24 protein-coding genes are annotated in these 22,982 nt (G+C 39.3%); 11 read left to right on the top strand and 13 right to left on the bottom strand.

The window, feature by feature from the left end; genetic code table 11:
* Together AB7E63_RS07730 and dcd are read right to left on the bottom strand one after the other, a co-directional pair.
* Nucleotides 1–339, bottom strand: coding sequence for a hypothetical protein (locus AB7E63_RS07730; RefSeq protein WP_006341881.1), 339 nt, complete (start codon nt 337–339; stop codon nt 1–3).
* Between the two features lie 41 nt (nt 340–380).
* A complete protein-coding gene (dcd, locus tag AB7E63_RS07725) occupies nt 381–950 on the bottom strand; it encodes a dCTP deaminase (protein WP_006341880.1) in 570 nt (189 codons plus the stop codon).
* Nucleotides 951–1,142: 192 nt separating this feature from the next.
* On the opposite strand from dcd, the gene AB7E63_RS07720 reads away from it, so the two are divergent.
* Nucleotides 1,143–1,724, top strand: coding sequence for a superoxide dismutase [Ni] (locus AB7E63_RS07720; protein ID WP_006341879.1), 582 nt, complete (start codon nt 1,143–1,145; stop codon nt 1,722–1,724).
* On the opposite strand, the gene AB7E63_RS07715 is transcribed toward AB7E63_RS07720, so the two are convergent.
* The 3 genes from AB7E63_RS07715 to AB7E63_RS07705 are packed head-to-tail and all read right to left on the bottom strand — an operon-like array spanning nt 1,721 to nt 4,437.
* The gene (locus AB7E63_RS07715) at nt 1,721–2,218 is read right to left on the bottom strand and encodes an NUDIX hydrolase (protein ID WP_006341878.1); all 498 of its coding nucleotides are present in this window, start codon (nt 2,216–2,218) and stop codon (nt 1,721–1,723) included. The genes AB7E63_RS07720 and AB7E63_RS07715 overlap by 4 nt on opposite strands.
* On the bottom strand, nt 2,215–2,823 hold the full coding sequence (locus AB7E63_RS07710) for an NADPH-dependent FMN reductase (protein WP_006341877.1): 609 nt from the start codon (nt 2,821–2,823) through the stop codon (nt 2,215–2,217). The genes AB7E63_RS07715 and AB7E63_RS07710 overlap by 4 nt, the downstream gene beginning before the upstream one ends.
* Before the next feature lie 9 nt (nt 2,824–2,832).
* Complete coding sequence (locus AB7E63_RS07705) at nt 2,833–4,437, bottom strand: J domain-containing protein (protein WP_006341876.1); 1,605 nt, start codon at nt 4,435–4,437, stop codon at nt 2,833–2,835.
* A 164-nt stretch (nt 4,438–4,601) separates the two neighbouring features.
* On the opposite strand from AB7E63_RS07705, the gene AB7E63_RS07700 reads away from it, so the two are divergent.
* Entirely contained in the window at nt 4,602–6,122 is a 1,521-nt protein-coding gene (locus AB7E63_RS07700; protein WP_006341874.1) for a hypothetical protein, read from the top strand.
* On the opposite strand, the gene AB7E63_RS07695 is transcribed toward AB7E63_RS07700, so the two are convergent.
* On the bottom strand, nt 6,123–6,458 hold the full coding sequence (locus AB7E63_RS07695; protein WP_006341873.1) for a phage holin family protein: 336 nt from the start codon (nt 6,456–6,458) through the stop codon (nt 6,123–6,125).
* A 9-nt stretch (nt 6,459–6,467) separates the two neighbouring features.
* A complete protein-coding gene (locus AB7E63_RS07690) occupies nt 6,468–8,075 on the bottom strand; it encodes an SEL1-like repeat protein (protein WP_428419121.1) in 1,608 nt (535 codons plus the stop codon).
* 300 nt (nt 8,076–8,375) lie between these two features.
* Between AB7E63_RS07690 and AB7E63_RS07685 the strand changes: the two genes are divergently transcribed.
* The 9 genes from AB7E63_RS07685 (at nt 8,376) to AB7E63_RS07645 (ending at nt 16,171) form a co-directional block, all read left to right on the top strand.
* Complete coding sequence (locus tag AB7E63_RS07685) at nt 8,376–8,903, top strand: hypothetical protein (RefSeq protein ID WP_013924597.1); 528 nt, start codon at nt 8,376–8,378, stop codon at nt 8,901–8,903.
* A gap of 5 nt (nt 8,904–8,908) precedes the next feature.
* Entirely contained in the window at nt 8,909–9,436 is a 528-nt protein-coding gene (locus AB7E63_RS07680) for a SycD/LcrH family type III secretion system chaperone (RefSeq protein ID WP_006341870.1), read from the top strand.
* Nucleotides 9,417–10,463 carry a hypothetical protein gene (locus tag AB7E63_RS07675; RefSeq protein ID WP_428419118.1) on the top strand — a complete coding sequence of 349 codons (1,047 nt, stop codon included), beginning with the start codon at nt 9,417–9,419 and terminating at the stop codon, nt 10,461–10,463. The genes AB7E63_RS07680 and AB7E63_RS07675 overlap by 20 nt, the downstream gene beginning before the upstream one ends.
* Before the next feature lie 129 nt (nt 10,464–10,592).
* The gene (locus tag AB7E63_RS07670; RefSeq protein ID WP_006341868.1) at nt 10,593–11,318 is read left to right on the top strand and encodes a hypothetical protein; all 726 of its coding nucleotides are present in this window, start codon (nt 10,593–10,595) and stop codon (nt 11,316–11,318) included.
* A 206-nt stretch (nt 11,319–11,524) separates the two neighbouring features.
* The gene (locus AB7E63_RS07665; protein ID WP_006341867.1) at nt 11,525–12,988 is read left to right on the top strand and encodes a RimK family protein; all 1,464 of its coding nucleotides are present in this window, start codon (nt 11,525–11,527) and stop codon (nt 12,986–12,988) included.
* A gap of 2 nt (nt 12,989–12,990) precedes the next feature.
* Entirely contained in the window at nt 12,991–14,241 is a 1,251-nt protein-coding gene (locus tag AB7E63_RS07660) for a carboxylate-amine ligase (protein ID WP_006341866.1), read from the top strand.
* 17 nt (nt 14,242–14,258) lie between these two features.
* Nucleotides 14,259–14,954: an N-formylglutamate amidohydrolase gene (locus AB7E63_RS07655; protein WP_006341865.1), complete on the top strand. Its 696-nt coding sequence runs from the start codon at nt 14,259–14,261 to the stop codon at nt 14,952–14,954.
* A 36-nt stretch (nt 14,955–14,990) separates the two neighbouring features.
* Nucleotides 14,991–15,722, top strand: a complete 732-nt coding sequence (locus AB7E63_RS07650; protein ID WP_006341864.1) for a C39 family peptidase — start codon at nt 14,991–14,993, stop codon at nt 15,720–15,722.
* Between the two features lie 8 nt (nt 15,723–15,730).
* A complete protein-coding gene (locus tag AB7E63_RS07645) occupies nt 15,731–16,171 on the top strand; it encodes an ester cyclase (protein WP_006341863.1) in 441 nt (146 codons plus the stop codon).
* Between the two features lie 142 nt (nt 16,172–16,313).
* Here AB7E63_RS07645 and AB7E63_RS07640 read toward each other — a convergent pair whose 3' ends face one another.
* From AB7E63_RS07640 to AB7E63_RS07615, 6 genes are all read right to left on the bottom strand, one after another.
* A complete protein-coding gene (locus AB7E63_RS07640; protein ID WP_059358775.1) occupies nt 16,314–18,314 on the bottom strand; it encodes a hypothetical protein in 2,001 nt (666 codons plus the stop codon).
* Between the two features lie 76 nt (nt 18,315–18,390).
* Entirely contained in the window at nt 18,391–20,172 is a 1,782-nt protein-coding gene (locus tag AB7E63_RS07635) for a phospho-sugar mutase (RefSeq protein WP_006341860.1), read from the bottom strand.
* Nucleotides 20,173–20,180: 8 nt separating this feature from the next.
* The gene (locus AB7E63_RS07630; protein WP_006341859.1) at nt 20,181–20,966 is read right to left on the bottom strand and encodes an Mrp/NBP35 family ATP-binding protein; all 786 of its coding nucleotides are present in this window, start codon (nt 20,964–20,966) and stop codon (nt 20,181–20,183) included.
* Nucleotides 20,967–20,969: 3 nt separating this feature from the next.
* Complete coding sequence (locus AB7E63_RS07625) at nt 20,970–21,428, bottom strand: YkgJ family cysteine cluster protein (protein WP_006341858.1); 459 nt, start codon at nt 21,426–21,428, stop codon at nt 20,970–20,972.
* Entirely contained in the window at nt 21,429–21,551 is a 123-nt protein-coding gene (locus tag AB7E63_RS07620) for a hypothetical protein (RefSeq protein ID WP_006341857.1), read from the bottom strand. It lies immediately after the preceding gene.
* 149 nt (nt 21,552–21,700) lie between these two features.
* Nucleotides 21,701–22,618, bottom strand: a complete 918-nt coding sequence (locus AB7E63_RS07615) for a hypothetical protein (RefSeq protein ID WP_428419113.1) — start codon at nt 22,616–22,618, stop codon at nt 21,701–21,703.
* Nucleotides 22,619–22,982: the final 364 nt, after the last annotated feature.

The raw sequence follows: 22,982 nt of genomic DNA, 5'->3' as shown, positions 1-22,982 counted from the left end.
TTACCTATTCTTATTATTCTCGTCTATTTGCTTTTTGTATTCAGACTCTGAAGAAACAAAAAGAACTTTTGTGCTGCCTTTTGGACTAAGCCCTAGCTCGCGCATGAGCGTTAGTTCAATCCAAGCAGGGTCACTTTCGCTATTGATTTGGTCAAGCAGCTTTTGTTTGAGTGCAAGCGCTTCTTTTTTTTGATGTTGAAGTGTCAGCAATTGTTCCGTTAACTTGAGAAAATCTGTTTCTCGCTGTTTAATGCCCTGTTCATAGCACATGAGGCAAAAGAGGACAAAAAGAATGACCCACCAGGAGCGGATCATTCCAATATGAATGAAAGAACGCATATTTCTTTTAAGCAAACTCAAGACGTTCTTATGCATATAAATTACATACGTGGGGTTACAATGCCAACCTGATTCATGTACTTTCCATTGCGGTCCGCATAGGAAACTTCACATGGATGCTCAGATTCAAAGAATAGCACTTGGGCCAAGCCTTGATTAGCATAAATTTTAGCTGGTAGTGGCGTTGTATTTGAAATTTCTAATGTGACATATCCTTCCCAGCCCGGCTCGAATGGGGTGACGTTTACAATAATTCCGCAGCGTGCATAAGTGGATTTGCCGATGCAAATTGTGAGAACATTGCGAGGAATACGGAAATATTCGACACTGCGTGCCAAAGCAAAAGAATTTGGCGGGATAATGCATTCGGGTGTTTGTAAAGAAACGAATGCATTATCTTCAAAATTTTTAGGATCAACGATCGTGTTATGAATGTTTGTAAAGACTTTAAATTCATCCGATACACGTAAATCATACCCATAGCTAGACAAACCAAAACTAACAACTTTAGTACCATTATCTGTGTTACGGACTTGTTGATCGGTGAATGGCTCAATCATTCCATGTTCTTTTGCCATTTTTCTGATCCAATGATCGGGCTTAATACTCATACTCTTACCTTCGTGAAACTTGATTTAAGTAGAACAATCCTATCATGCTTTCTATAAAAAGGCTAGTGGTTGTGTGAATCTTCTTTTTTTTGAAAGGAAGAGGGAATCTATTGAGTAATTTTTAACATTCAGGTAAAAAGCTCATTTGATATTCGATATGACTCTTTTGAAATTAAAGACAGGAAACGCACAATGATAAAAAAACATCTATTAGCTTCAGGAATCTTTGCTTTGCTCGCTTGGGGATCACCCCTTTATTCCCATTGCCAAATGCCATGTGGAATCTACCACGATAACATGATTTACGATCAGATCGATCAGTATGTGGAAACGATGGTCAAAGGGATCACGGTCCTGACAGATAACAAATTTACGACACTACACGATAAGAATGAATTTGTTCGCTGGATTATGACAAAAGAGACAGAATCGAATAAAGTCTCAGAATTGATTACCACTTATTTCCTACAGCAAAAAATTAAACCAGATGAAGAAGATTCAACCAAGAAAGTGGTGATGGCTCACCGTTTACTCTTTTTGATTGTGGGAATTAAGCAAAATATCGATATCAAAATGGTTAAGAATTTCCAAGATCAGTGGGAAAAATTTAAGTTGTTATTCCACGTTGAAGGATATGAGTGCAAAATGGAACAGCTGAAATTAAAAGAATGGGAAGAAGCGAGAGAACGTGCGAAGAAGCAAGATGCGACGGATCACGACCATGCACACGATCACGACCATGATCATGCACATGCCCACCACCATCACCATTAAGAATTAATGGGGAAACCGATTCTTGCAAACAGAGCACGCAGAACAATGAGAGGGTGGAGAAAGAAAAACTTCACCACTCTCCAATAAGTGACGGATGCAATTGGCTTTTCAATCACGTGAGAACGATTTAAGAGAGCATCCGCGATCCACTCAAGATGCAGCTCTAAAAAAGGTTTTGGCAGTTCATCTAAAGCAAAAAAAGCGGTTTCCAGAGATTCATCTCCATTTTGTAGAGTTCCACCGATTGGATAACATTCATAGACATGCGTGCGCGCAGTTAAAAGATTAACAGGAGCATATTCTCCCGTTTTTCGTATAAGTTTAACCCGTAAGCCGCTTTCTTCAAAGACTTCACGTACAGCCGCATCGGCTGGAGTCTCGTGATCATCAATTCCCCCTCCTGGTAAAACCCAGATGGGGATATCACGTCTTTTGATTAAAAGTACTTTAGATCGATCTTTAGAAAAGACAATACCTAGGGCACATTCTCTCACAGGTGAGAACCCTCAGGTAAAGGAGCGTGTAATTTCAAAACAAAATCCGCGAGGTTCTTTCCCTCTTGAATTGCTTTTTGTTGCTCTTTTACATCTTTTAATTGTCCATCCGCATTGAAAGCTTCATCTGCATGTGCAATCCAAACCTGCTCAGGTAACACATAAATGAAAATATTTTCCAGCATGGCTCTAAGATGGACCAATCCGCGAAGCCCTCCCAAGTGACTCGGTGAAGCGCTCATAATGGCAGCCGCCTTCCCTTTATAGGGAGCTAAATATTCAGGCTCGTCGGGAGAAGGTCTAGACACCCAGTCGATCATATTTTTAAATGTTCCTGGAAGCGAGCTATTGTACTCGGGAGAAGAAATTAAAAAACCTTGGTGTGCAAGAAAGATTTTTTTGAGGGCTTTAGCATTGTCTGGAAGGCCTTGTCTTTGTTCTAAATCGCCATCATATAAGGGGAGTGGGTAGTCTGCTAAGTCTAGATAAGTGACTTCTACACCCGAGTGTTTGGCTCCTTCTATCGCAATTTTGACCAATTTTTTATTGAAAGAATCTTTTCTTAGGCTTCCAGCAAAAGCTAAAATTTTTGGTTTATTTCCCATTGCAACCTCTTAGATTAAAATTTTGGAAAACAGCATTAGTTTAAGAAAATCTCCCCCAGTAAGCATTCTGCGGGAATTTTGGCGAGCAGACTCAGTTAAATCATTCAAAAAGAACTGACAATAGCTTAAATAAAGCGGAGCAGGATGGCTAGGATCTTTTTGTGCATATCCTTGAAAAAGTTTGTCCTTACATTTTGTGTTAATGATGACTTTGTGGTATTGAAAAAACTCAGATGCAACATGTTCTCGATAGTCTCGCACCTTATAATAGCCCATGGACTGTTTTTTTTGCTGGTAATAGTGATGCGCAATTAAAAGGTACAGTGCGGAAACCTTTTCATAATAGCGATAGCTTAAAATGAGGTTTGCTAAAGCGACGTTTGAATTTTCGGGCAACCGCTTGAAGTTTTTGAGGTGCTTGGGCTTTATTTTGACTAAGTCGTCGATCTGTTTTTGCAGAATACTTGGATCTTGTCTACCGAGAAAAAGCATGGAAGGGGAGAGGGTAAAATCTTTAATAAAGGTTTCATGAAAGCGAATAAGCTCTACAATTTCATCCAACTGCTTGCGGAGTTTCAAATCAAGTGCAGAATGCGTTGTCTTGTAAGTATCAATTGCTTCGATCAAATCCCGATATTTATCTTGGACTTTCTGAGTGCCTATTTGGGGAATTTCACTCAATACACAAATTTCAAAAAGCGTTTTCCCTGCGTGTTTAACAAAATCTTCTTCCGAAAGGCCTTGGGTGGGCATGACGATGTCTGGAGGATTGTCCAGGGAAGTTGTAGTGGTGGAATGATCAGTAGAATGTAAAGGTTCCTTAGATGTAAATGATGTCTGAGAGCGCGGGTTAGCTTTTAATTTGTCCCGCGCATTAGTGATCATCTTGTATTTTTCTTCGGCATCAGGATTACCAGGATTTTTATCTGGGTGATACAGGAGGGAAAGCTTTTTAAAACGCCTGGTGATATTGCTTTCAGGTTTACAGTTATCTGGGTGAATTCCCAAAATGCGGTGGAAATCCTCTGCATGAGAAAAGTCTGGTTCGTAGAATATTCCCTCTTTTTCTTTCTCTGGTTTTTCGGGGATTCCTGCCTTTTGTGTGAAAGTTCCCCCGGAGAAATAGGAACCAAAAAAGTGATGGCAGTAACTGGGATTCCCATGTTGCTTGCTAAAAAAGCGTTTGAGGTCTTTAGAAAAAGAATGAAATTTCAAAACATTTAGCCGATCCACATGTTTTTCAACCCATCGTCCAATGCATGGATGAATAAGCAAGCCGGCTGAATATCCAAAAACATAGCCTACAGTTTGCACAATGCGGACAGCGAGGCGAATGGCACTTTTGCTAAAATCGACTAAAGTCTTCCAGTAGAGATTTGTAAGAGATTGTGAGTAGTCACCACTTAGAATGAGTGTAAGTCCAGCTAATTTAATGGCTTGAACGGCAAAATTAAAAGTCGCTTGTCCGAGTTGAAAAGGAAGTAAGGTTAATTTAATCAAGCATGCTTTACGGCCATGTAAATCGGCAGCAGATTCAATAGTTTTAAAAAAGCTATTTTTTTCTGGGGATGCTGCAAAATGGATGGAAAAACTAGGGCTTGCGGCGTATGTCATCTAAAGTCTCCTTCAGTAAAAATAGGTAAAGCCAACATGCTTTGTTCTGTCGCCAGATTATATGGAGGAAAGTGATAATAATAAACATATAAAGAGACTCCCTTGACAAAATAGGTCGTTCTCATAATGGTAAAGAAAAAAGACTCGATGTTAAAGAGGGTTCCATGGAGAGTTTCTTGAAGGAATTTGACAAAGGGGAAGCCCTACGGATTCGAGATCAGCTGCAATTTGAAATCAAATCCAATTTTTATTCTCATCCCGATATGGATGAGACAACGCAAACGCAAGAATTCTATTTTTTTATTCCAAACTCTCTTCAAGTCAATAAAGAAACCTATACGCGCGAGCAGTTTTATCAAGATCAAACCAATTTAGTGCGTTTCAAAACGCCTGTGTTCACCATTGAGCAGTTGCTGAATATGCACGACGCGCGATCTCCGCTTACACGGTTAAAGACGTGGGCGATGGATAAGAATTTGAATGAAGAGAAAATTGAGGATGAACTGAAACTGTTTGGCAACATTGTGCGCAGTTCGATCCGCCAAAAAGTAAAAGCTTTAAGTTTTCAATTAGACGCAAATCGGTCAGGAGTGCAGGGCGAGAGTGTAAAGGAAGAACTAGAAACCTTTATGCGAGGGCTTGATCAATTGATTCAAGAATATTTAAGTGTGCAAAAAAAGTATAGCGTTTTACCCGTGCAGCCTGTCACATTGGATTATTTTGCGTATGTTGAAGAGTTTGTGAGTAATGTAATCAATTATTATTTAACCGTTCTCTTAGAGAAGGTTCGTTTTTCAAAAAATGCCCAGTTTGCGCAGCTTGATGCAGAGCTATGTGACTTCATTCTACAGGAAAAGAAAAGAAGGCAGGAAAGGAATCAGGAACCCGAGCCCAATAAGCCAGATAGCTTGAAGAATGAATTTATTTCCTATCAAAATAATTTATCGAAAAAATTTGTGATGACAGCCCTTTTCCCGGAGGTCACAAGATTTTCATCCGATTCAGCTATTAAAAATTTAATTGGAAGTTTTTCGGCTGGTATCGCCATGTTCTTCTACCTTCTCTTATTTATTTGGGGAGGAAATGTTTTTGTCATCAATTCATTCCCGTTTGTTCTGATTACTGTGGCATTTTACATTTTGAAAGACCGTTTAAAAGAAGGATTAAAAACCTTGTCCTATCGACAAACGTTGAAATGGTTTCCTGATTACACCACCAAAATTCGTTTTAGAAGTCGAGAAGAAATTTTAGGCACCATTCGAGAGTCCTTCACATTTGTGGATTCAAAGAGTGTGCCATCCGAAATTGTTCAAGTGCGCAATAAGGGTTTTCATTCAACATTAGAGTCCTTCAAGCGACCTGAAACTGTGTTTTATTATAAGAAAGTTGTAAATGTTCAGAGAAAACATGGCCACGTGGAAAATCGGAGGCATGAACTCCACAACCTTTTTCGGTTTAATATCGATTCTTTTTTACGCAAAGCTTCGAATCCTTATTATCAATACATTACAGTGGATCCCGAAACACATCAGGTCGGTGTCACGCTGTTGCCCAAGGTTTATCATTTGAACATTATCTTGAAAAACACATATCAGATCGGAGAAAACAAAAAACAAGCAGAATTAAAAAAGTTCCGCTTAATCCTTGATAAAACAGGGATTAAACGGATCGAAGAATTGCAATGATTAGGGCACAAAAGAAGAGATGACGCTATTAATGACGGCTAAAACAAGAGAAAAGGCTACAGCCCACCAAAAGCCATCCACATGAAAGCCTGGAACAATGGCACTTACAAGCAAAACAAGTAAGCCTAAAATCACAAAAGTGAATAGACCGAGCGTTAAAATATTAATCGGTAAGGTCAGAAGAAAAATAATGGGTCGAATGAATGTGTTGATGGCTCCCAAAACAACGGCGACGACAAGTGCCGTACTAAAATTATCCAGGCGTACCCCGGGAAGAATTTGAGCTGTAACAAAAACAGCGATTGTATTTAACAAAATTGCAATTAAAATACCCATGTTAACCTCTTACCAACTTAAATTTTGCTTTTGCAACTCAGCTTGAGCTTGAGGATTTCCAAGGCGAGCTGCTCTTTTAAAAAGATCTAACCCTTCTTGTCCTTTTTTTTGTGTACCTAAGCCATTTATGTAGAGTCGCCCCAAATAGTATAACCCGAGAGGATCATTTTGTTCTGCAGATTTTTGATACCAGTATAAAGCTTTTAAATAATCTTGTGGGACACCACTGCCAGTTTCGTATAAGCGACCTAAATTGCTAGCTGCGACGGGGTGTCCACTCTCGGCGGCTTGTGTAAAGAGATCAAAGGCTCGTTTTAAGTCTTTTTCGACTCCCTTTCCTGTTAAATAAAATACACCCAAATTGTTTTGGGCTAAACTTGATCCTTGACTGGCAGCTAATTGGTAATATTGGGCGGCCGTTTGTAGGTTGGGTTGGATGCCTCTGCCATTTTCATACATTAGAGCCAAGTTGTATTGTCCTTCTGGATTCTCATGGTCAGCTGCTTTCTGATACCAATTAAAAGCCTGCTCGTAATTTTTTTGGACCCCAATCCCGTTTTCATACATGACACCGATGTTTGTCTCGGCAGAGCCTAGTCCATTTTTGGCAGCCATTTGGTAAAATTTCAGGGCTGTCTGGAAATCTTGGGGCACACCCCATCCATATTGATACATACGTCCAAGGTCATTTTGTGCAATGTCAAGACCTTGATCAGCTGCTTTTTGGTACCACCGAATCGCTTCTGTATAATCTTTTTGAACTCCTTTCCCACTTTCATACAAGCGTCCTAAATTAGCTTGTGCATAAGGATTTCCTTGGTCGGCTGCTTGCTTGTACGCAGCGAGTGCGGCTGAAATATTGGAAGGAATGCCCCATCCATTTTCGTACATGACTCCTAAATTGTTCTCTGAGTGTACATACTTTAATTTGGCTGCTTTTTGAAAATATTCAAGAGCTTTGTTGTAATCTTTAGGATTTAAAACTTCGAGATAGAACCGACCCACTGCATTTAAGCCTTGTGGGTTATTTTGATCCGCTGCTTCACGGTAGTAATTGAATGCCTCAGTTAAATTTTTTTCTACGCCAATCCCGTTTTCGTAAAATCGGCCTAAATTCGCTTGAGCAAAAGGGTTTTTTTGCTCGGCAGCTTGTCGGTATAATTCAAGAGCTTTAGGAATGTCTTGTTCTACTGCCCATCCATTTTCGTACATCGTTGCGAGATTATTTTGTGCCAGAGAATAGCCTGATTGTGCGGCCGAGCTAAACAATTGAAAAGCTGTGTCATAGTTTTTGGGAACACCTTCACCCAAGATAAACATATTGCCTAACAAGGTCATGGCTTCAAGATTTCCTCGGTCGGCTGATTTTTTATACCATCTGAACGCCTCAGCATAATCTTGAGGAACACCTTTTCCGTAAAAATAAAGAGCTCCTTTTTGCAGATCTTCATCAGCCGTTGTCTCTGGTATGGTGGACTGGTCAGCGGGCATATTTTTAGCGGGTTCAGAAATCGTTGACGAAGCATTCCTCTCCAGAATAGGGTGATCTGACGGAACAGAAGGAGGTGAAGCAAGAGGAAGTGTCGCGCCTAGAATGCGAAAAAAAAAAGCAGGCATGGGCATAAGAATTCCTTAGTAAAGCCATTTATTTCACACTAGATAAAAAGAAAATAATAATCAAGCTGCTGAAGGGGGTATAAACTAATTTTAATTTCATCTTAAATACGTAGGTATTTAACTATCTAGATTGCGGATGGCAGTGCAGATTCGGCCTTTTGCTCTTTAATAATGAATTCTTAGATACCTTTACCTAAATTCAGCGCATTGATATGATTCATTTTCAAAGCAAACAGGCTATTTAAATTAATAGCCAGTTAATAAGCACCTTATTAATTTAAATTGCTTCAGGAGGAAAAGATGCCAAGTCAGCAAGCTGTTGTTGAGGTCTTATCTAAAGCGATAGAGAACAAAGAGGATGTTGATCCTCAGCATCTGTCTTTAGAGTCCTTGCTTCTCTTAATCAATACCGAGAGACTTCGGCAATTGAAAGAAGAGACAATCAAAGAATTTTCTAGCTTAAAAAAACGGCAAGGGGAAGTAAGCACACTGCACAAACTTTTGCAAAATATCAACAATGCGACCAATTCTAAAGGTGAATTTGATTGTTCAAAAAATGAAGAATTAAAAAAGCTTTTAGAAGAAGCCAAGCAAATTGGTGTGAGTATCCCAGAAAATAAGCAATCTTTTAAAAAAGATGAAAGGGATCGTCTCGTTGAAAACATTCGGATGACGATCGAAGACCAAAATATTCAAAACGAAATGCAAATGCAAACCATTACGCGCTTGACAAATGATCGTTATGAGACGTATCAAATGGCAAGAAGTATTTTAAAACCCTTGCACGAAGATAAAATCAATAAAGCGCGCAAGATTGCAGGCGGGTAAAAGCCATGATGATCTCCGAAACTCAAAGTCAGGTGGAAAAGCTAGAGGAATCTCTCGGGCAGATCTCTGATTTTATCAATAAAAATGAGCTAAACGAAAGACCTGTTCTCTCAGAGGAGATTCTTTCGTGTTTGTATGGTTCTGCTTATGCATTTTATATGCACGGCAAGTATGAAACGGCGCACCATTATTTTCAGCTGTTGACAGCTGTAGATCCACATTCCAAAAAAAATTGGATGGGCTTGGGGGCTACGTTTCAGGTTCAAAAAAACTATACGCTTGCACTTGAAGCTTATTCTTTTGCAGCATTGCTAGATATTGACGATCCGTATATCTCTTTCTATGCTGCTGAATGCTTTTTTTTCCTCAATCAAATCCAAAAAGGATTTGAAGCGCTCGATGCGGCTGAAGAAATTGCGATTAAACACAAAAATACGCCACACCCACTCCTCAATCATATTGAATTAATGCGTACAGGATGGGAAAAATATCTTAAAGAGGCAGGAGATCAAAATGGTTGTTCCAAAGCTTAATCCTACAACATCTTTAGATTTACGACAAAATCCATTCCGTATTAAGGATATATTGGGGAAAAATACCCCACCCGTGCCCGAATCCGAATACTATGTGAGTTCGATTCAATCGCTGGCTCCTTTTGAAGAAGAAGAAATCAAGCCAGAAGAACTTCCTTTTGCGCCTGAGCAGCCTAAAAAGCAGGATTCCGCTGTCTTAGGGAAAGTTTACGATTATGTGCACTGGTTTTTGGGATTATTTTATACGCCAGAGGCTAAGCCCGTTCAAACGTTAAAAATTGCTTCGGAAGAACAGGAAGAAGAGGAAGATGCCCCTAAAATGCCTTCCAAGCCGATTTCTCCATGTCCCCGTCTCCAAGCACCAGATCACTTTGATGTGCATGCCTTACAGAAAACTCTGGCTGCTGTCGATCATTTACTCTATCAAATTAAAGAAACGAATGAAGATGGGCACGAGCATACAAAAGAAGACCCCAATGGAAATAAAATTGTCACGCGCTCGCTTTTTCAACCTATTGAGGCAAAACAAGATTTATCTCAACAAAATGGCAGTGATAGCGATTCTGGTGACCCCTCTTTAAAACAGGAAGTAGATCTCAATGCCGAAGAAGCTTATTTGCATAAAGAATTTATGCGTTTGATGCATGTAGAGGGAGAGCTTGCCCAAGAAAATTTGAAAATTTTAACCAAACTAGTTTCCATTTCCGTAAAGACAAATAAAGAGCTTGAAAAAGCCTATTTTAGCATTTTAGACGATAAAAATGCGCGTAAGAAGAGTGCGAAAATAATCAAATGGCTAGATGGGATTTTGACTGGCTGCATGATGGCTAGTTCTGTTGGAGGCGTCGTCATGATGATCGCGTTCCCTCCAAGTGCTGTGTTAGTGGTTATTGCAGGGGCCCTTCAGGCGGGAGTCAGTCTAGGAAAAGGATCAACCGAACTTACGCAAGCCATTCTCCAACATAAGAATCGGAAACTCATCAGTGAAATGTATGGAGTTTCACTCGATCGTCATCAAAATAATTAGCAAATGTAATTTTATATTCGGGGACTTCAAGATTCACTCAATCGAGTCAATGATTCTTGGGGTGAACGGATTAAGCTTTTGAAGCAGCGTCAACGCGCTTTAAAAATAGACGTTTAAGGAGGGCACAACATGCCATACACAGATCTTAGAAAAAGAGACTTAAATGACCATGTGGATGTCCATGACCATGAGGTCGCCAATGGAAGTCCTTTAGTGGACGAAAATGGGAATCCATATTTGCACGATCCAATTGAAGTTTATCTGGAAAAATTAGGTGAGCAGCTCCGTCGAGAGCTAGCTGATGGAAATCCAAATGATGAAAGATTGCTAAATCTGGCTTTAAGCGTTTTGATGTTCATGTTTCGCAAAAGTGCGCGTTTTGACAATCAATATTGTCAAGACACCCTCCTTGAGATTAAGTATCAAGGGATTAAAATCCGCGATACAATTGATAATTGGAAGAGAATCGCTCCCTCGGTTGCTTCGGCAGTATTAACGATCGGGTCTGGAGCGGTAGGGCTTGCTCCAGTAGCCGGTGGAGCCTTTCAGGCAGTTAAAATTATTGGTGATAGTGGTAAGATTTTTAATTTTTTAACTGCGGCAGGAACTGTTGCCACTCCATTAGGCGCATTTGGACAAGGAATTGGGGCCCTTCAAGGTGTTGCAAATACTCCGAGCGATGCTAAAAAAGTGATTCTTGAGCTCGATTTGGATAAAATGAAAAACAAATTGAGCGATCGGACACAAACATCTGTTGAGAAAACGCAAAAATGTGGCGAAATAGCCAGGAAAGTTTATGAGCTTTATGCACAACTGTTTGCTATTAAAGGGCAAATGGCGGGAGCTCAGTCTTAATTCTCCATTCTATCAAGCACTCCTTACAGAGTGCTTTTCTTTTTTTCTTTTTTAATTTTGTTGCTCAGTCATTTCTTTTTATCCGAATTTTTATTTTGAAATTTTGATTGCATTTCTCTTTCTGAAATACTAAAAAAATAAATAAAGGGAAGAGTCAAAAAACAAAGCTACTTTTCACCCATTATCTATCTAAACGAAAGGGTTTTATGCAGATTTTTGTTGTCGTCAATAACCTAAAAGATTGGCCACTTGATATCCCTGAAATTGAAGTCGTCGAAGCTAGGACCTATTTGATGGATCCGGCCTATAGTAAAATGCGTCATGCCCGTATTTTTAACCTGTGTCGTTCATATCGCTATCAGACAATTGGCTATTACGTGACTTTGATTGCCACGGCGAGAGGGCACAAACCGCAACCCAGCTTGCTGGCTATGCAAGATTTCAAATCTTCAGCGATGATTCGATTTGTTTCTCAAGAATTAGATGAGCTGATTCAAAAAAGTTTAAAAACGATTCATTCAAATCGCTTTACGTTAAGCATTTATTTTGGAAAAAATGTCGCCCAAAAATATGAGAGACTGTCATCACATCTCTTTAAAGAATTCCAAGCTCCCTTTCTTCAAGCGCAATTTCATCGGGATTCCCAAAAGTGGTGTTTAGCTTCAATCGGAACAATCTCTGGCAATGAGATCCCTTTAGAGCATCATGACTTTGTATTAGAGAAAGCGCGTGATTTTTTTCTGGGGCGTAAAACGATCGCTCCTAAAAAAAGCAGCAAGACCTATGACCTGGCCATTTTATACAACCCAGAAGAAAAGTACGGGCCATCTAATGAAAAAGCCATTCAAAAGTTTATCAAAGCTGCTGATTCTTTGGGTATGAGCACGGAAATCATTCATAAAGAGGATTTCGGAAGACTTGCCGAGTTTGATGCTTTGTTGATTCGAGAAACCACCAACGTGAATCACCACACGTATCGGTTTGCACGCAGAGCCGCTGCAGAAGGTTTAGTCGTTGTTGACGACCCAGAATCGATTCTGAGATGCTCTAATAAAGTTTATATGACCGAACTTTTGGAGCGTTACTCGATTTCTGCTCCAAAAACGATTATTGTGCATAAGGATAATTTAGAAGAGGTTGCGACGACACTGTCTTTTCCATTTGTCATCAAGCAACCTGACAGTGCTTTTTCTCAAGGGGTTGTGAAAGTCAGCAGCAAAGAGGAATTTACTCAGGTTTGTAGTTCACTGATGGAGAAATCAGACCTTCTGGTTGCGCAAGAATTTCTTCCTACCGATTTTGATTGGCGTGTTGCCATTTTTGACGGACAGCCTTTGTACGTATGTAAATATTTCATGGCCCGTAATCATTGGCAAATTTACAACCATTCCTGCAAAGGGGGAGCTGTGACGGGGAAATATGAAACAATTCCTGTCAGCCAAGCACCCAAACAGATTATTCGAACAGCTCTAAAAGCTGCCAAGCTAATCGGGGATGGTCTTTATGGGGTAGATTTGAAACAAATTGACAAAGAATGCTATGTCATTGAAGTGAACGACAATCCGAGTATTGATGCAGGCGTTGAAGACCTTGTGTTACAAGAGGAATTGTATCACAAAATTATCTCGACAATTTTACATCGAATTGAAAAACAAAAAAGAAGATTGTAATTATGTCAGCTCCACCGAAAGAAGAATCTCCTCGCACAACCTGGCATTTATTTGATGTGTTTGGTGTCGAGTTAGAATACATGATTGTGGACCGAGAAAATCTGAATATTCTGCCGATTACAGACCAGCTTTTATATCGGATGCTTGGAGAGTATAGCGGAGATTACGAGAAAGAGCCTATTGGATGGTCGAACGAACTTGCCTTGCATGTTTTGGAGCTCAAAACTACAAAGCCTACATCCAAGCTCAACCAAATTCACGCAGACTTTCAGCGTGAAGTGAAAGATATTAACAAATATCTTGAGGCATTTAATGGGATGCTCATGCCCACAGCCATGCATCCATGGATGGATCCTCATCGCGAAATGAAGCTTTGGACACATGACAATAAAGAAATCTATGCGGCTTTTAATCGCATATTTAATTGTCAGGGGCATGGGTGGTCCAATTTGCAAAGCAATCACCTTAATCTCCCATTTGGAAATGAAGAGGAGTTTGTGCGCTTGCATGCGGCGATTCGAATGATTTTGCCATTGATTCCATCCCTTGCAGCAAGCTCTCCCATTGTAGAAGGAAAAACAACGGGTTTCTACGACACTCGCCTAAATGTCTACCAATCAAATTCTGCAAAAATTCCTTCTATTACCGCTCATATCATCCCAGAAGTTTGCCTCTCTTTTGATGATTATAAAACCAAAATCTTCGATCGTATTTATCAAGATATAGCCAAATTTGATCCCAAAAAAACATTGCAACATGAATGGTTAAATGCGAGGGGGGCTATTACGCGATTTAATCGAAATGCGATTGAAATCCGCTTAATCGATGTGCAAGAATGCCCTAAGGCAGACGTCGCAATCAGTCGAGCAATTGCTGAAGTTATTAGACATTTGACCCAAGAAAGATGGCTTCCACTAGAAAAGCTTCATCAATTTCATGAAGAACGTTTGAAAGGGATTCTATTAGATGGAATTAAGAATGGTGAATATTCGGAAATTCATGATGCCGAGTTTTTAAAAGTTTTTGGCTGGACTAAATCTTCGACATGTACAGCGAAGGAATTATGGGGCCATTTAATCGAACAAGTTGGTTATAAAGAGGATCAGGCTCTTCATCATATCTTGATGCATGGCACACTTTCGACACGTATACTCAAGGTTTTAGGATCTAATTTTTCGCATAAAAAGCTAGAAGAAACATACCGCTATCTCTGTCAAAATCTGGAAAACGGAACCTTATTTTTGAGCCCTTAGTGAAAAGTAGGAATGCCATGCATTTGATGATGACATGTGAACATGGAGGAAACCAAGTTCCTCTGCATTGGAAATCGTGTTTTAAAAAGGCCGATGCTGCTTTGGCTTCTCATAGAGGTTATGACAGGGGAGCATTAGAATTGGCTGAATTTTTATCCAGCCAGCTTTCCTCTCCACTTGTCTTTAGTACGACAACCCGTTTGCTTGTGGAGCTTAATCGTTCACTGCATCATCCACATTTATTCTCAAAATGGACCCAACATCTCTCGAAAGAAGAGAAAGAGATGATCCTTCAAGAGTATTACCTTCCTTACCGCCTGCAGGTTGAAAAAGAGCTTTTAAAAAAAATGCAACGAGGTCCAGTTTTGCATCTGTCTGTTCATTCTTTTACTCCTGCTTTAGATGGGATAAAGAGAGAAGGAGAGATTGGATTGTTGTACGATTCGAGACGTAAAAAGGAAAAATTTTTTGCGACACAATGGAAGCAGAGCTTGCAAAAAAAATTGAACGGAGAAATGCGGATCAGAATGAACTATCCATATCTAGGTAAAGCGGATGGCTTGACAAGTTTTTTGCGTAAAAAATGGGGAGATGAGACGTACCTAGGAATCGAATTAGAAGTCAATCAAGGACTTGTGGATTATAAATCAAAGTGGAAAAGCCTTAAAGAGAGTTTGCTTTTTTCTTTAAGGCAAGTGCTTGAATTAAATTAATTATTTACATATCGTGAAATAACGATAGGCAGGATTATGAAACAAAAGCTTTCAATAAATATGCTTCCCCAGCCCAATGAAGTCACTTGCGGTCCTACTTGCCTGCAAGCGGTTTACCATTACTATGGCGACGAAGTGCCACTCCCAAAAGTTATTGAAGAGGTCCCTTCGCTTGAAGAAGGAGGGACGCTAGCCGTTTTATTAGCCTGCCATGCCTTAAAACGGGGCTATGATGCGACGATCTATACATATAATTTACAAGTTTTTGATCCGACGTGGTTTGAGCCAAAGCCTTTATCAAATATTCAATTAGCTCAAAAACTTAAAGCACAGGCGGATGCTAAAAAGAATAAAAAGCTTCAAATTGCGACAAATGCATATCTCGAGTTTTTGCGTCTTGGCGGAAAAATTCGCTTTCGAGATTTGTCACGTAGCTTGATTCGCCATTATTTAAGACAAGGGGTTCCTATCTTAACAGGACTAAGTTCTACATTTTTGTACCATAGTTGTCGTGAGATTGGAGCTTCAAGTCAACAAGATGATATTTTAGGTCAACCAGAAGGGCATTTTGTGGTACTTTTCGGATATGATAATCAAAAAAAACAGATCTTAATTGCCGATCCCTTTGTGAGAAATCCCTATTCATATGACTTAAAGTATAGTATGGGTGTGGACAGGACAATTTGTTCGATTCTTTTAGGCGTATTGACCTATGATGCAAATTTCTTGCTTATTCGGCCTTCTCGAAAATTTAAAAAGCATGCTTAGAGGGTGATATGGAACACGTGCAAAAAGCAATCGGATTTCTTAATGCCATGGAAGAAGGGAGATGGTTTGATGTATTTGAAATGTTAGACGATGATTTCAAATTTTATGGCTCTCTTCCAGATCCTTTTGATAAAGGCGAGACCGTTGCTTTTCAGCAAGTAATCCATCAAGCATTTCCCGATCTTTCTTTTAAAGTAAAAAAAATAGAAGAGAAAAATAAGAAGATATTTATTGATTTAGGTGTCACGGGTACACATACTGGTCCTTTAAAGCTGCCTTTTCCAGGCTTTAAAACTTACCCTCCATCCGGAGCTCGCTTTTCACTTCCCATTGAGGAAGCTGAATTGATCTTTCGCAATGACAAAGTAGAAATTATTCGTTGCACGACCCATTTGCACGGGGGCATTTTTGGTATTCTGGAACAAATTGGTGCTGAAAATACAGAGTAGATCTGATCGATATTTCAAGCATCCTAAGGCTCCAACCAGTAGTCTACCTGATCTGCCAAATCCTTCAAAAATAACCATACCTTAATCCATGGAACTTGCGCTGAAGATCTGAGAGGCGATAACAACCGCCTCTCTTAAGTCATTATGACTCATCTCTTAATGTGATTAAGGTCCGTAGAATTTCCGAAAATCGGCTAGGTCTGGTAAAGATAGCCCAGAGATCAAGATTTCGATTTGTGTCTAGGTCCACAAAAAGCTCAGGTTCGACAATGGCAGCTTCAACAACAAGTTTGGATTGGAATTTTTCAAAAAGCTGCAAAAGCTCTACATAAGAAATGTTATGGAATAGCAATTTGAGTAAGCTTTGTTGAGCTGATGGTGAGGAGAGAATTTCATTAGCAAATGCTGTATGGGTCAAATTTTTTTGAAGAAGAGCTTTTTGAACAGCTAAAGCAGCTTTATCTTTGATATCGAAAAAAATCTTTTTTTCCAGCTCTTTTAATACATTTGCATGTTTCTCATATAACTTTTCAAATGCGGCTTTCCTAATTTCTGGGATGCTTAAGAATCTTGAATCGTCAAAATCATCACTGAGCGTCCATCCTAAATCCATGGCTTGCGTATGTAGATGTGCTTCAAGTTCATTCAGAAAAATTTGTTCTTTGTAAATGTGTGCCAGAATTGCAAGGGATTCGCTACAGTCTTTTTGAAAATTATTTTTTTTGATTCCCAAGGTCTTCAGTGTCGATTTTATTTCTTTCAATTGTTCTTGAGTCGCCTCTCCTTCAGGATTAAAGAATTTAAAGAGGGCTTGGGCTAGTTCTTTGAATGTTTGTGCTTTGGAAGAATTTTTGAGTAAAGAGGCTTCTTCGAAGGATAGCGAGTCGTTTTTGAGTAAGGCATACACGAATCCGATCTCTTCAGCTGTTTTGGGCGCAGCTGCAGTTCCAAGCTTTTTACTAATTTTTTCAATATGGCGATGAATGGTGTGTGCATGTTTGTCATCAGCCTTAGAGTAGTTAGCCAGTGCATAAATTCCCACCTGTGCCAAATTTCTTGTGGCGATGATCAGGGGTGTCTTTTGTTCTAATTCCCTTTCCATTTTGATAAAGGCTTGAAATTCCTCAAAATTGGGGGTTCCAGATTCTGGCCAGTTCAAAAAGGCCAGTAAAGTGATCTTTTTTTCAATTGGAGAAGCTTTATTCGTATTGTTTTTAATTAAAAACGTTTTCTTGATGATATTTTGGGAAACAAAGATGGCGTCGATCATGTGAACGCTTTCATTTGTATTGGGGCTGTAAGGCGTAAGTAGAAGCTCAGGAGGGTATCCCAAACAAATTAAATGAGTTATGCCATCGAAGATCTTATTCTTTATTGTAAGCATTTGAGGATCTTCGTTAGTTAAAAAAGTCACTTGCAACTCTGTATCTGAAATTGTCACAGATTTGATTTTTTTGGGATCTGCTCTTGTACTTTTAGGAACAAATGAGGGAAGAAGCCCTTCATTTAATTCTTCTACAAAATTTTTAATAGATAGCTCTTGAGGGGAATAAATCTTCTCTAGCCCTTCGTTAATTTCTTTAAAGAAGTGGTCTTTGTCTTTCATACGAGAAGATAAATCTTCGACGGTGATACCATATTTCTTAATGAGATATTCCGCAGTTATACCCTTTTGAGCTAACGTGATGACAGATTGCTTTTTTTCAGTCGGGAGGTTTTGACAAAATGTTAAGAGTTCCTCTTCTTGAGAAAATTTAAAAAGATAAGCATCTTGTATCCGACTAAGAAAAGTTTGTGAGCTCTTTTCTTTAGATTGCAAAAATTTTAATGCGTCTTTTTTTTGATTCGCCTCTGTCGTATTGTCCTTATGATGTTCCGCTAACTTCTTCGCCTTTGCAAAAAGATAGTTAACTTTATTGAGAGTTGCTAAATCCGTTTCGTTTAACAACTTGACTATGCACTTTTTATTGACAAGGCCTTTACCTTGGAAAAAACAAATCACGATATGCAACGTTTTAATAAAAAAATTAGAGTCCAAGCATGCCAAAGCCTGTTTGACGCTAATCCTATTCTTCGATGAGCCGATTTGTAAGCATTGGGCTTCATGATATTTTGAAATTGCTGTTACGGGCGGAGTCGACATTTTGTTCCTTTAGAGATTAAGCAGTTTGAAGGTGTAAAAAATGATGGTCTTTCTAAAAAGAGGATCATTGTTCATATCAAATGTCTTTTTTTAATATATTTTGAATTTCAGAAAGCAGTTGATCCGCATATTGGGAGGCTGCTTGAGTTGCTTCTTCAACACTATGGAAGTCTTTCTTCTTAACTCCACAATAGAGCTTAATTTTTGGCTCTGTTCCGGATGGACGTGCGATGACTTTGCTTCCATCCTCTAGCCAAAAGAGTAGGACGTTGGATTTGGGAATCGAAATTGATTCTTGTTTTCCTGTCTTTAGAGTGGTTTTGGTTGAGCTTAAAAAGTCTTCAATACTGATCACCTCTATTCCACAGATCGATTTTGGTGGGGATGCTCGTAATTTTTCCATCCCTTTGGCCATTTTTTCTTTATCAGATTTGGTATCCTCAAATTTCATAGAAAGTAATTTTTCAAGGAAAAAACCATATTTTTGATAGAGGGAATTTAGGAGATCCACGAGCGTTTGATTGTTTCTTTTTGCATGCAGCGCAGCTTCGCAAACAAGTAGGCTTGAAAGGATCGCATCTTTATCTCGCACCTGAGTTCCCAAAAGATAACCACAGGATTCCTCTCCTCCAAACACATATTGATAGCTATTTTTCTCTTGTTCCCATTCATGAATATGTTGAGCAATATATTTGAAACCAGGGAGGACATTAAAACATGTCTTACCATACGCATCCACAATGCTTTTAAAGAGCTCTGTTGTGACGATCGTTTTAATAAAGGCTGCGCGTTCAGGCATCTGGTTTTTGTGTATGAGGGCTTCGCAGACATGTGCTAGGCATATGCATGCGACTTGATTACCCGTTAAAATATGAATGGAGTCTTGGTGTTTCACCGCGACCCCTACGCGATCCGCATCAGGGTCTGTAGCCACTAAAATATCGGCATTTTGTTGCTTAAGCAACTCTATGCCTAAAGATAATGCATCCCGTTCTTCCGGATTAGGATAATTGACAGTCGGAAAATTTCCATCTGCAATGATCTGATTTTTCACATAGTGGATGGTTTCAAATCCCCATTCTTTAAAAGCTTGTGGCATGAGTGTAATGCCTGTACCGTGTAGACTAGTATAGACGATATTTAGCTCTTTTCCGTGTTTTTCATTTTCTTCAGGATACATTTGCAGCGATTCAATGGCCTTTAAATAAGCCGCATCGACATCTTCTTCTACGCGCACTATCAAAGGGTGCTCAAGAGAATCAACGCGATGAATCATTGAGAGGTCAATAATTTTGTTAACTTCTGCAATGATTGCTTTGTCGTGTGGAGGGAGAACTTGGCCTCCATCACTCCAGTAAACTTTATACCCATTGTATTCGGGGGGATTATGGGAAGCTGTTACCATGACGGCGGCATGGCATTTTTTGTCGCGACATCCAAAGGAGACATAAGGAGTTGGGCGTAGATGCTTACAAAGGTAGGTTTTGATTCCATTGGCAGCAAAAACTTTGGCCGTTTCTTCGGCAAAGAGCTGCGAATTGTTGCGCGAGTCATATCCAACGAAGACCGATTTTTCTTCTGAATCTTTTTGCTGGAGCAAGTAGTTTGCAACACCCTGAGAAGCGGCTCTCACAGTATAAGGATTCATCCGGTTAGTTCCGACTCCCATGATCCCACGCAATCCACCTGTTCCAAAAGAAAGATTTGTATAAAAAGCGTCGATAATTTCTTTAGGATTTTCTTTTAAGAGATGACGGATTGTTTGCTTGGTATTTTCATCATAAGCTTCTTCAAGCCAACGAGTAACATTTGTTTGAGTTGTCGAGTCAAGTACGGTTTTTTCATTAGACTGTTTCATGGACTTCCTTAATATGTTGGACTTTGTTGCAAGAGTTCACGCGCTATTAAATGAAAAGGATCGCCAGCCTGGCCGCTATGAAAAGCCGCAGGTACACCTTCATCACCTCCAATACGGATCGATGGATGAAAAGGGATACGACCTAAAAGAGAGGTTTGAAATCGCCTAGCAAGGTCATCGACTTTTCCTTCGCCAAAAAGAGCGTAGGTATGTCCAGTGTCTGGTGCAGTGAAACCTGCCATATTTTCAATTAATCCTACAATAGGAATTTCTAACTGATGAAAGGCATTCATCACTTTGATCACGTCTAAAATGGCAACTTCTTGAGGTGTCGAGACAATTAATGCTCCTGTTATTGTTAGCAGCTGAGAAAGAGAAAGGGGAATGTCGCCTGTTCCAGGGGGGAGGTCAATCAGGAGAACGTCCAAATGTCCCCAAAAAATATTTTGGATAAATTTTTGAATCGTTGTATGCAACATAGGTCCACGCCAGACGATGGAGCGTGCTTCTTCAATGAAGAATCCGAGAGAAAGAATTTTTACCCCAAATTTAAAAAAAGGGGTAATCATTTCCTTTCCATCCGCATCCACCTCTGATTGAGGGGTTAGACGGCGCAGGCCCATCATGATAGGAACCGAAGGCCCATAAAGATCCGCATCTAAAAGGCCTACTGATAACCCTATTTTGGCAAGAGCGACAGCTAAATTGACCGCAACAGTCGATTTGCCTACGCCCCCTTTTCCTGAGCCAACTAAATAGGTTGTTGTGCTAATTTGAGACAGAGCGTGTGCCATAAGCTATGAAGAAGTTTGAATCGAGAGTTGCTGTTGAATGGTTTCGAAAGGAACAACGGGCGCATTGCAACGAATCCCTTCACAGTGAATAGAGGCTTCTTCCCAATCTTGTTTTGATTTGAGCAGCTGTGGCCACCAGGGGAATGTTCGGCATTGTTTAGGACGAAGCGAGTAGACTGAACACTTATTTTCTTTTAAGAAAACGCAGTCAAATGTTTTGGGATGTTCCTTCAATGAAAATCGATCCCCAACTTTGCGTACGTAGCGTTTAGAAAATTCGTCCAAAGATAGATTAAGGTGAGTGGCAAGATTGGCAATTTCTTCTTTAGAAATCCATACATACCCAGGGGCGCCTGTGCAACATTGGCCACATCCCGTACATTCAAAAGAAAGTCCTTGTGCATACCAAGAGGAGTTTTCTTTAGATTCATCGAACATTGTTAAGTTATTTTTTTTAGACATTTAATCACGATTTTTGTAAATCTGTCGAATTCCAGCTACGACAAACAGGATTAAAAAAACGATACATACAACGCCTACAACAGCGGCTTCGACAAAAAGATTTCCCAATAGATTAGGTGACATTGTTTCCTTTAAAATAGGGGGTTCCTAAGAAAGAATGTTAAATTATCAGGAACAGCTTGTCAAGCTTGCAGGCAAAAAATGAAATAAGGAACGACCATATCCTCACTAGAGGATATGGATCCAGTTTTTTAGAAGTATAGTCGCAGGACTTATGGCTTAGAATTGTTATATTCTTGCTTGATTTTGTCTAAAAGAGACATGCCATTTAAGTTCTTTTTCAATTTTTCAAAGCTTTGATAGCCTTCAAAGGTACAGTATTCTTCAATTAGCTCTGCGAGACTTGTGTCAAAATTGTCAATAAGAGGAATAACGAGTGCAAGATCAGTGTCTTGATTAAATGGATCATCAAAAAACACTTCGAGGGTATGCTCATGTCTTTTGCGACTTTCTTCAGGAATTTTATTCAGCATTGCTGCAATAACGTTACTCTTTTGGACGTTATAGTCTTTCGCACAAAGAACAATGTCTTCGATGGAGGAAAAGTATGTTCCGGTTAAATCTTTAGCAGTTTGCCCATTTTTGACAAGGATTGGAATCAATAATCGCTCAGCTGAATTTGCGGGAGATTTTAATAAACCAATTTGTAGACTTGTTTGAGGAACAAAATTACTAACATCTTCATAGAAATTTTTTTCTGAATTTAGATGAATAAAATCTAACACTTCTTTGGCTGTTGGGGAAGTCGCAAAAATTTGTTCAACTGTTATTCCCTTATCTGTTAAATCTTCAATGAGCTGACGAGATTCGGTAGGCATACGAATAAATAGTGCATCTTGCAAATCAGGATTTGTCGTAAAATATTGGATATCACCCAAAAAAGGTTGACCTAAGAAATTCTGGATGACTTCATTGAAATCTTGCTCATTTTTTGCTTCAATAAGTTGATGAAATAAATCCACATCCATGTTAACTAAATCAATCGCTTTAATATTTTTTTCTAAGCATTTTGATATGTAATCGATGTTGAGAAGGTCCTCAACTTGGCATTTCTGATTAGAATCGGTTAATCCTTCTATAAATTTTTGACGAGCTTTCAAATCAAATGCAGGTGCGACAAAATGATCCATAAAATGAGAGACTTTTTTATTTATTTTCGAGGAATCCGGATAAGCTTTGTTAAACAAGCTTGTAAGGTTTTTTAAATCTTCGAAGTTGTGAGAGCTAACTCGATTTGCAATATTTTTTTCATTGAACCATTCTCTTTTTAAGACTAATTTTAATCGCGCAATAAGCTTAGTTAAAGCATTTCCATATACAGCAGAAATTGCTTTTTCTAAGGAAATGGTTTTTTCTATCTTTTTTGTACAGGGCTAACGCATGAAGAATTTAGTTTACGCCGATAATACTCAAAAGATATTGCCGATCCCAGCCTGCTTTCAAACGTTTGTTTTTTATTCCCACTTTTGTCACCTTATCTTCTTTTAGTAAATT

The organism is Parachlamydia sp. (assembly GCF_050255895.1).
GTDB lineage: Bacteria > Chlamydiota > Chlamydiia > Chlamydiales > Parachlamydiaceae > Parachlamydia > Parachlamydia acanthamoebae.
Note: the sequence above shows the minus strand (reverse complement) of the source record. Positions and strands in the feature narration are given on the sequence as shown.

Coding starts and splice junctions, on each gene's coding strand:
- AB7E63_RS07730 (WP_006341881.1), bottom strand. CDS start 339: ATGCGTTCTTTCATTCATATTGGAATGATCCGCTCCTGGTGGGTCATT.
- dcd (WP_006341880.1), bottom strand. CDS start 950: ATGAGTATTAAGCCCGATCATTGGATCAGAAAAATGGCAAAAGAACAT.
- AB7E63_RS07720 (WP_006341879.1), top strand. CDS start 1,143: ATGATAAAAAAACATCTATTAGCTTCAGGAATCTTTGCTTTGCTCGCT.
- AB7E63_RS07710 (WP_006341877.1), bottom strand. CDS start 2,823: ATGGGAAATAAACCAAAAATTTTAGCTTTTGCTGGAAGCCTAAGAAAA.
- AB7E63_RS07705 (WP_006341876.1), bottom strand. CDS start 4,437: ATGACATACGCCGCAAGCCCTAGTTTTTCCATCCATTTTGCAGCATCC.
- AB7E63_RS07700 (WP_006341874.1), top strand. CDS start 4,602: ATGGAGAGTTTCTTGAAGGAATTTGACAAAGGGGAAGCCCTACGGATT.
- AB7E63_RS07695 (WP_006341873.1), bottom strand. CDS start 6,458: ATGGGTATTTTAATTGCAATTTTGTTAAATACAATCGCTGTTTTTGTT.
- AB7E63_RS07690 (WP_428419121.1), bottom strand. CDS start 8,075: ATGCCTGCTTTTTTTTTTCGCATTCTAGGCGCGACACTTCCTCTTGCT.
- AB7E63_RS07685 (WP_013924597.1), top strand. CDS start 8,376: ATGCCAAGTCAGCAAGCTGTTGTTGAGGTCTTATCTAAAGCGATAGAG.
- AB7E63_RS07680 (WP_006341870.1), top strand. CDS start 8,909: ATGATGATCTCCGAAACTCAAAGTCAGGTGGAAAAGCTAGAGGAATCT.
- AB7E63_RS07675 (WP_428419118.1), top strand. CDS start 9,417: ATGGTTGTTCCAAAGCTTAATCCTACAACATCTTTAGATTTACGACAA.
- AB7E63_RS07670 (WP_006341868.1), top strand. CDS start 10,593: ATGCCATACACAGATCTTAGAAAAAGAGACTTAAATGACCATGTGGAT.
- AB7E63_RS07665 (WP_006341867.1), top strand. CDS start 11,525: ATGCAGATTTTTGTTGTCGTCAATAACCTAAAAGATTGGCCACTTGAT.
- AB7E63_RS07660 (WP_006341866.1), top strand. CDS start 12,991: ATGTCAGCTCCACCGAAAGAAGAATCTCCTCGCACAACCTGGCATTTA.
- AB7E63_RS07655 (WP_006341865.1), top strand. CDS start 14,259: ATGCATTTGATGATGACATGTGAACATGGAGGAAACCAAGTTCCTCTG.
- AB7E63_RS07650 (WP_006341864.1), top strand. CDS start 14,991: ATGAAACAAAAGCTTTCAATAAATATGCTTCCCCAGCCCAATGAAGTC.
- AB7E63_RS07645 (WP_006341863.1), top strand. CDS start 15,731: ATGGAACACGTGCAAAAAGCAATCGGATTTCTTAATGCCATGGAAGAA.
- AB7E63_RS07640 (WP_059358775.1), bottom strand. CDS start 18,314: ATGTCGACTCCGCCCGTAACAGCAATTTCAAAATATCATGAAGCCCAA.
- AB7E63_RS07635 (WP_006341860.1), bottom strand. CDS start 20,172: ATGAAACAGTCTAATGAAAAAACCGTACTTGACTCGACAACTCAAACA.
- AB7E63_RS07630 (WP_006341859.1), bottom strand. CDS start 20,966: ATGGCACACGCTCTGTCTCAAATTAGCACAACAACCTATTTAGTTGGC.
- AB7E63_RS07625 (WP_006341858.1), bottom strand. CDS start 21,428: ATGTCTAAAAAAAATAACTTAACAATGTTCGATGAATCTAAAGAAAAC.
- AB7E63_RS07620 (WP_006341857.1), bottom strand. CDS start 21,551: ATGTCACCTAATCTATTGGGAAATCTTTTTGTCGAAGCCGCTGTTGTA.
- AB7E63_RS07615 (WP_428419113.1), bottom strand. CDS start 22,618: ATGGATCATTTTGTCGCACCTGCATTTGATTTGAAAGCTCGTCAAAAA.